Consider the following 7,474-nt stretch of genomic DNA (forward strand, 5'->3'; position numbering starts at 1 on the left):
TTACTTCAACCAGCATTTTATTTAGGACAACAATATGTATATTTAAAAGTTGTAAGAGAAGAAAAGTTTAGTATTAAAGATGCATTTTATGGATTTAGTAACTATAAAAAAGCCATAAAATTGTATTTAATAATGATGTTGTATATAGTGGGGGGACTAATTCTTTTTATTATTCCTGGTATTATATTGGCATATAGATATTCAATGTGTTTCTATATTTTAGCAGATGAAAAAGGGGACTCTTTAAACAGCAGGTCCAAGGTTTCACTTAATAAAAATCATTATTTGTTGTGTGATTATGAGGGGTATGTTTTTCGAAAATTTCCAGTATTTTATTTGAAAAAAATTCGGAATGATAAAGAGGACTATCAGAATAATTCAATTGATTATAAATTAACTTTAGAAAGATATCTTCCTAGATCTGATAATCGTTTTAAGAGAACTTACACCGAAAAGAATGTTTTAAAAAATCCTTATGTTTCTAAATTTATCATTGATACAGATAGCAATTTATTTGGCATTAAAGAAAAGTTAAATATAGCTTTAAAAAATAATGATGAACATCTTAATCCTAAAGAACATCCTATAGGGTTAATTATTATTGAAAATGCTGACAGATTTTTCCGTTCTTATGGTAGATTGGAAAGCTTTATCACATGGTTTAAAGAGTTAGATAGTGATGTTAAATTATTGATACATTTCAATAATCCTTCAATCGATTATATAAAAATACTTATAAAAGAGTTAAACTTCGCAGTTTTACCATTCAACAGGTATATATTACAAAATAACAATTATTTGAAAAGTAATTCCCACCAATATTTTTCAAATATAGATGAATCTGAACTAGAGTTAGTCAGTAGATATAATTTAGATTCTGATATTTTTATTAATCAAGAAGTAAATTTATCCATATATGATCCTTTAATTTATTCTGGCTCTATTGATATGTTTTTTTCTAATGCATATTCTACTTTTAAAAAAATAGATATTGATAATGTATATGATGAAAATTCTCTTCATAAAGCTAGAGAATTACTTTTTGATTTATATAATCTCACGGTTAACCCTTCTTATTTAAATATACCGTTTAAAATCAATAATGGATGGACTCGCAGTAGTATACCACATTTCATACAAAATTATAAAAGCAAATTATTTTTGGAGAATCCTAAAAATAGATTTTTTATTTATAGTTTTTTAGATTCTTTAACTAATATGTATTATGAATTGGCTAATTGTAAACGTGTAAATGAAGATTTATCTTATTCTAGAGAATGTAAAGACTATGTTTTGTATGATTTGTTGGGGGATTTTTATCTTAAAAATCAAGAAGTATTTATTGGAACTTACCTTGATAGTGAACCCAATATATTAAAAGAAGTTTTAGAAAAAGGATATTATATAAAGAAAGATTTATTTGTTCCAATTAATATGAAGATGCTTACTCAAAAGCCTGACTCAGAGAAAGAAAACAAAATTTTAATTTTACCTGGAGTGATTCCTGAAGTATTTACTTCAGAATTATTTAAGCCATATAAAGAAATAATAATTTTATCATATGAAGGAAATAATCATAGATTTTTAAAAGAACAATTAGATAAGGTTATTTATGGAAATATTTTAGAAGAAAAAGAGTATATGGATATTCTTAAAGAGACATTAGAACTTTTTGATGCAGCAGAAGATAATGAGATTTTAGACGATTTTAACAAAAGATTTGAATTAATTGAATTCGAAGAAGAAGAGGAAGAACCTGAAGAAGAATCAGGCGATGATTTAGGCGATATGGAGGATATTGAAACATCTGAATATGATCCTTTCCATATAGATTTGAATTTGAAGGATTATATGAGGGAATGGAGCAGAAGCAAATCAAATTTAAATATTGATCTTTCTAAGGAGATTAATCAAAGAAATTATGACACTATACCTTTTAGATTACAGAATATTCAAACCAACGAATTTGTAGAAAAGAAATTGCCGGTTAATAAATCATATTTGACTTTTGATAATATTTATCATATTGATGATGCGAAAGAATTGAAACCTTCCGAGTTAAAAAGTGGAGATTATATAATTATTATTGACAACGATGAGAAAAAATCATTATTGAATTTAGTCATTGATTCTTCTGAATTAAAATCTCAAATAAATATGAGTTTGGTCGAATATTGGAAATTGGAATTTTTAAATTATGTTGAATCAAACAATTTGAAATATAGTGAGGTTTATAATATTTATTGCAATCGTGGTGGAGATAAGACATATCAAACCGTTATGCAATGGTGCAAAGGGGAAGCTATTGGGCCTCAATCCGCTTATGATTTGTATATCATTGGAGATATTTTAGATAATATTTTTATTATGGATAATTATCAATCAATTTTCCAACAAATCTCTTTAGTTAGAACTTCCCATCGTTTGATTGGTAGAAAATTGAAAAAGATGATTAAATCTATTTTAACTGATGAATATTTGGATGTTTCTAGTTTAAATGATAGAGAATACTTAATTTATGAAAATATCCAAAATGGAATTTATAAAATTGTTTAATTGCAGAATAAAATTACTGGTTTTTTTTAAAATTAGTCAGAATTATTAGGGATTTCTTTATTAAAATAAATTTCTTTCATATCTTCTAAACTTAAGTCAAATTTACTAAATTTTTCGTTATTTTCTAGAATATATGAAAGTAATTCTTCCTTATAATCATTTTTTGCATAATGCATTGCTTTATGACAATTTGGGCAAAGAGCTATAACATTTTCTTCACAATCTAATTCTTCAGAAAAACTATCATTAAGGGCTACTGGAATTATATGATGGCCTTCTACATAATTTGGTCTGTGGATACTAGGAAATGTTTTATGATTTTCACTAAAGAAACAAGTATAATTGCTTTCCTCCAACACATTACTTATAACTGAAGGGTTTCTTGGTTTACATCTAATTCTATTTTTTACTTCATCAAATTTCTTTTCAGATTCAAAGAACATATCCTCGTATTCCATTTCATCGACAATGCCTTGTATGAAATCTTTTACAGAATCATCTAATGTAAGATAGCTGTTTCTTCTGTTTCCTATTTCTTTTAAAATATTCATTTCTCTTAGGGATGCAACTACCCAAGTATACCATTTTTCATAAAATCTATTATAAACTGATTTTAATTCATTTTTAGGAGCTTCATCTAAATATTCTAAGTATTTCTTGTTTTGTAGTTTGTATAAAATAGTTATAACATCCTCTTCACTAGTTATAAATGGGATGTCAATTAAGAACATTTTTTTGTTTATAAGTCCCTTGTGTGCTGAATTTTCTGACATTAATTTAAACATTATTCTAAAAGGGAATAATGACAGCTCATTGTCAATTGTTGCATGGTTTGGGTATGATGTTTTTAAGAGTTGCAAAATGTAAGATTTTAGTGCTTTGTCAAATTCTTTATTTAACATAGAATTTAAGAAGTTTTTTCCATCTATTGATAGGGATAGTAAATTATCAATATTTCTAATGAAACCTACAAATTCTAAAGATCTAAAAAAGTGACCTTTATTTGACTCATTAGGATCATGGCCATAGTGGAATTGAAGATATTCAGCTATTTCCTCTTCGAACATCTCTTTTTCAACAAGAGGATTCTCATCAATATAATTTAAGACACCAATACATCTTTGTGACATCAAGCTTGTTTCCCATTCTTCTAAACTTGTATCGAAAAGTCTTCCATTTCCTGGTGCTTGCCATTGATATTGATTAGCTCTTGGCATTAATTTTCCTCCTTTAAAGGCATTGTTTCAATTAATTTTGCTGAAAATTTAGGGGGGAAACCTTCTCCGATTACTTGTCTAATAAAGTTTTCAGTTGCCCAATCTGGAATATTCCAATCATCTGGAAGTCCAGATAATCTTAATATTTCCAAAATTGATAGTACTCTTGCATCTGAATATGTTCCATCTTCTTTTTTTCTTCCAGGGTGGACATTATTTTGAGAAGAAACAGCACCATTACACATTGTAATGGTTGGTGCAGGTTTGTCCCATTCAATACGTTTATAGGTTGTATTGTAGCCTTTTATTCTTCTACCATCTTTTTGAGGGTAATAAACTTCATTATCGAATGCTGTTTGACCACTTGGTGTATGTTTCATCCATAAAATATGGTTTGGGTTGTGTTTTTTAGCATAATGATTAGGAATATCTGATTTTTCTCCACTTTCAAGTGATGGTAAATCCCCAATAACATCCCTAACCGTGATTTTATCCATTTTTTCAGGAAATTCCCATTTTTCTATATTTGATATTAAGATAATAGCTCTTTTTCTGGTTTGAGGTGTTCCATAATCAGCACAGTCTAAAACACCAGCATTAATATAATAGCCAAGTGGTTCAAGTTCTTTATGAATATAATCTAAGATTTTAACTTCCTCATCATCTACTAAAATTGAAAATCTAAGCATTTGAGGCACATTTTCAATTATTATATTACTAGGTCTTGTTTTTTTAATAAATTTAACTGTGTAAATAATTAATGAATTTCTAGGATCGTTTTTGTCCATTTTACCTGCAACGCTCATACCTTGACATGGTGGAGTGGACATTAAGAAATCACATTCGTTTTCTTCATATAATTCTACTAATTGATTAAAGATTTTTGAGTCAGTTATATCTCCACAAATCATTTTTGATTCAGGATATAAATGAGAGTAAAAATCACATCTTTTTTCAATTAACTCATTAGAAACACAAATGTTTATCCCCTTTTCTTTAAGGTATGTCTCTCCAATTCCTACATTTGCAAATAATGAAATTCCATTAATCATTTTTTTATTCAACCTAAATTTCTTTATAATAATTTTTGTTTTTATAGTATTTATTTATAAGTTTTTACTATAATTTTCTAGCACATTTGATAATGCATTTGAAGCATCGTCTAAACTGTAAAAATCATTTTTGTCCAATTTAAGGGAGTATGCTGGTTTTCTAAAAGGGTAATGAAATGGAATATACCTAGCTTCAGCTTTACTAACATCTAAAATAAAGAATTCACTATATTTGTAATCTATTCCTAATAATAAACTATTTTCATCTTTCAGATTTGCATATTTATTGTCCCTTAAATCGACTTTGTTATTTCTTTTCCAATATCCTTTAAAATCATTTACTAACTCTATTAATATTTCTTCACCATCAACCATAATTTTTAAATCAGAATCAGCTTTAGGTTTTGTTAAAATCTTCCTATCTCTATCTGCACTATTTAATATTGTTTCATATCCTTCCATATTGAGTAATTCAACAATACAGTCTTCTAACACCCATCCAATCATTAAATCGCATGCATATTCTAAAGAAGATCTATTATCTCTTCTATGATAGGCAGTTTCTAAAAGACTTTTAACATATTCTTCATCCTCATTGGTAATTTCATCATTGAATATATGCATACATAGAGAAATATCTTCATCCCATTCTTTTTTAGTAATCAATTCTTCAATGCTCATATCCAAATTGGATGAAATGAATTATGGGGCAAAATTTAATTTAGTTTTATAAGCTGCTTTTTGAAAATGATATGTTTCTACCATACTTTCACCTCTTAATTGAATTTTATTTTTTAGTTTTATATAGTAAACTTTTTATAAATTTCGTAATTTATAAAGATATGTTTTTTTTCAAAAATAAGATTTTAATTTATGTATAGTTAAATATACTAAATATTTGTTCATGTTCATTGAAAATAAATATAAATAAAGAAAATCAAAGTTTAATTATGAGAAAATTTATGAATGTATTAGACTTATTTTGTGGAGCTGGTGGATTAAGTTTAGGCTTTGAAATGGCTGGATTTAATATATTGGCTGGTTTTGAAATAGAACCTAATTTTTTAGATACATATAAAAATTCTCATCCTAATACTAAAGGTTTTAATGTAGATTTAAATAGCATTGATATTCTTTCTTTTCTAAAAGATAATAACATAGACCCTAAAGATATTGATGTTGTAATTGGAGGACCTCCTTGTCAAGGATTTAGTACTGTTGGAAATAGGATGATTGACGATCCGCGAAATAATTTAGTTAGAATTTATGCAGACATCGTTAATGAAATTAAACCTAAGATGTTCTTAATGGAAAATGTTTCTGGATTAGCCTCTATGAAAAATGGTCAAGGAGATTTAATAAAAGATGAATTAATTGATATTTTTAATGAAATAGGGTATAATGTAAAGTCTAAAGTTTTATTAGCTGCAGATTATGGGGTGCCTCAATTCAGAAAAAGAATTTTCTTCGTAGGCATTAGAAAAAATTACAAGACAACTTTCAAATTTCCTAAGCCAACTCATCATGATAAAAACTCTTTATTAACTTATTATGAAAATTCTAATATGTATTTAACTGTAAGAGATGCCATCTCTGATTTACCTACAATTGAATGTAATGAATCTGCAGAAGAGTATGATAAATATCCGGAAAATGATTATCAAAAATTTTGTAGAGAAAAAAGTCCAAGATTATTTAATCATAAAGCACCAAATCATTCAAAAGTAGTTATTGAAAGGATAAAAAACATCCCTCAAGGTGGAAACCATGGAGATCTACCAGATGATTTAAAACTTAAAAGAGGGTATCCTAACATTTATGGAAAATTAGATGAGAATAAACCTGCTGATACAATTACAGGTAATTGTGGCTGTGCTTCTGCTCCTGGAAGATTTTTACATCCCACATCTAATAGGGTCATAACTGTTAGAGAAGCTTCTAGATTGCAATCTTTTCCCGATTATGTCGAATTCATGGGTTCAAGTAGTCAACAATATAAACAAGTCGGGAATGCTGTACCTCCATTACTAGCAAAAGCTATTGCTTTGGAAATGAAAAAATCTTTGTCAAAAGTAGAATAATTATTTTGTTATTTTATGTAAATAATTTAATATATCTTCACTTTTTTTACTTAATTTAAATTTTTTATTTTTTCTGGCATATGGATTAATGCATATTATGTAATTTTTATTTTCTAATTCTTTTAAATTTGTAGAGATATGGCTCAGATAAAATTTTTGGGATGATAATTCTTTCGGAGTTTTGATTCCATTTTTTAATTGTAATATTATATGGAATCTTATTCGACTTTTCAAAATATAACTCAACTCTTTATCAATCATAAATTTTCCCCATTTTGTTACATAAATATGTAACTATATATAAAAATTGTTTTTTACTTAAATAAAATTATGTATTTAGAAGACAATCAATTGGAAGAGATATATAATGAGTTATCTAGTTATCATAAACAATATCTAGATGAAGATGGGGTGAAACTTCCTCGTTGGAAAATAGGTGAAAAATATTCTAGACGGGGATTAGCATTAATATATTTATATGTTAATCGCGAAGAGCCAGTTTCAAAAAAAGATTTAACTGATTTTGTTTTACAATATCCATCAAGAGGTAAATCATCCGATATCCAGG

At 27.1% G+C, this 7,474-nt stretch carries 6 protein-coding genes and 1 pseudogene; 3 read left to right on the forward strand and 4 right to left on the reverse strand.

The genetic code is table 11. The features are described 5' to 3' along the window. A partial coding sequence (locus tag Q0409_RS02935) for a hypothetical protein (protein ID WP_298534892.1) occupies nucleotides 1-2,556 on the forward strand: 2,556 nt, incomplete at its 5' end. Between the two features lie 32 nt (nucleotides 2,557-2,588). Here the strand turns inward: Q0409_RS02935 and Q0409_RS02940 are convergent. From Q0409_RS02940 to Q0409_RS02950, 3 genes are read right to left on the reverse strand one after another with little or no spacing between them, the layout of a single operon-like run. Beyond that, entirely contained in the window at nucleotides 2,589-3,773 is a 1,185-nt protein-coding gene (locus Q0409_RS02940) for an HNH endonuclease signature motif containing protein (RefSeq protein ID WP_298534894.1), read from the reverse strand. Then, a complete protein-coding gene (locus Q0409_RS02945; RefSeq protein ID WP_298534896.1) occupies nucleotides 3,773-4,825 on the reverse strand; it encodes a DNA cytosine methyltransferase in 1,053 nt (350 codons plus the stop codon). Before Q0409_RS02945 ends, Q0409_RS02940 begins: the two co-directional genes overlap by 1 nt. Nucleotides 4,826-4,879: 54 nt before the next feature. Further along, nucleotides 4,880-5,506 carry a hypothetical protein gene (locus Q0409_RS02950; protein WP_298534898.1) on the reverse strand — a complete coding sequence of 209 codons (627 nt, stop codon included), beginning with the start codon at nucleotides 5,504-5,506 and terminating at the stop codon, nucleotides 4,880-4,882. A gap of 281 nt (nucleotides 5,507-5,787) precedes the next feature. On the opposite strand from Q0409_RS02950, the gene Q0409_RS02955 reads away from it, so the two are divergent. After that, on the forward strand, nucleotides 5,788-6,906 hold the full coding sequence (locus Q0409_RS02955; RefSeq protein WP_298534900.1) for a DNA cytosine methyltransferase: 1,119 nt from the start codon (nucleotides 5,788-5,790) through the stop codon (nucleotides 6,904-6,906). Here Q0409_RS02955 and Q0409_RS02960 read toward each other — a convergent pair whose 3' ends face one another. Continuing rightward, on the reverse strand, nucleotides 6,907-7,167 hold the full coding sequence (locus Q0409_RS02960; RefSeq protein ID WP_298534902.1) for a hypothetical protein: 261 nt from the start codon (nucleotides 7,165-7,167) through the stop codon (nucleotides 6,907-6,909). A 69-nt stretch (nucleotides 7,168-7,236) separates the two neighbouring features. Here Q0409_RS02960 and Q0409_RS02965 point away from each other — a divergent pair. Beyond that, nucleotides 7,237-7,474 (forward strand): annotated as a pseudogene (locus Q0409_RS02965) (hypothetical protein); the annotation flags it as partial.

This window comes from uncultured Methanobrevibacter sp. (genome assembly GCF_937898925.1).
Taxonomy (GTDB): Archaea; Methanobacteriota; Methanobacteria; order Methanobacteriales; family Methanobacteriaceae; genus Methanobrevibacter.

Coding starts and splice junctions, on each gene's coding strand:
- Q0409_RS02940 (WP_298534894.1), bottom strand. CDS start 3,773: ATGCCAAGAGCTAATCAATATCAATGGCAAGCACCAGGAAATGGAAGA.
- Q0409_RS02960 (WP_298534902.1), bottom strand. CDS start 7,167: ATGATTGATAAAGAGTTGAGTTATATTTTGAAAAGTCGAATAAGATTC.
- Q0409_RS02955 (WP_298534900.1), top strand. CDS start 5,788: ATGAATGTATTAGACTTATTTTGTGGAGCTGGTGGATTAAGTTTAGGC.
- Q0409_RS02945 (WP_298534896.1), bottom strand. CDS start 4,825: ATGATTAATGGAATTTCATTATTTGCAAATGTAGGAATTGGAGAGACA.
- Q0409_RS02950 (WP_298534898.1), bottom strand. CDS start 5,506: ATGAGCATTGAAGAATTGATTACTAAAAAAGAATGGGATGAAGATATT.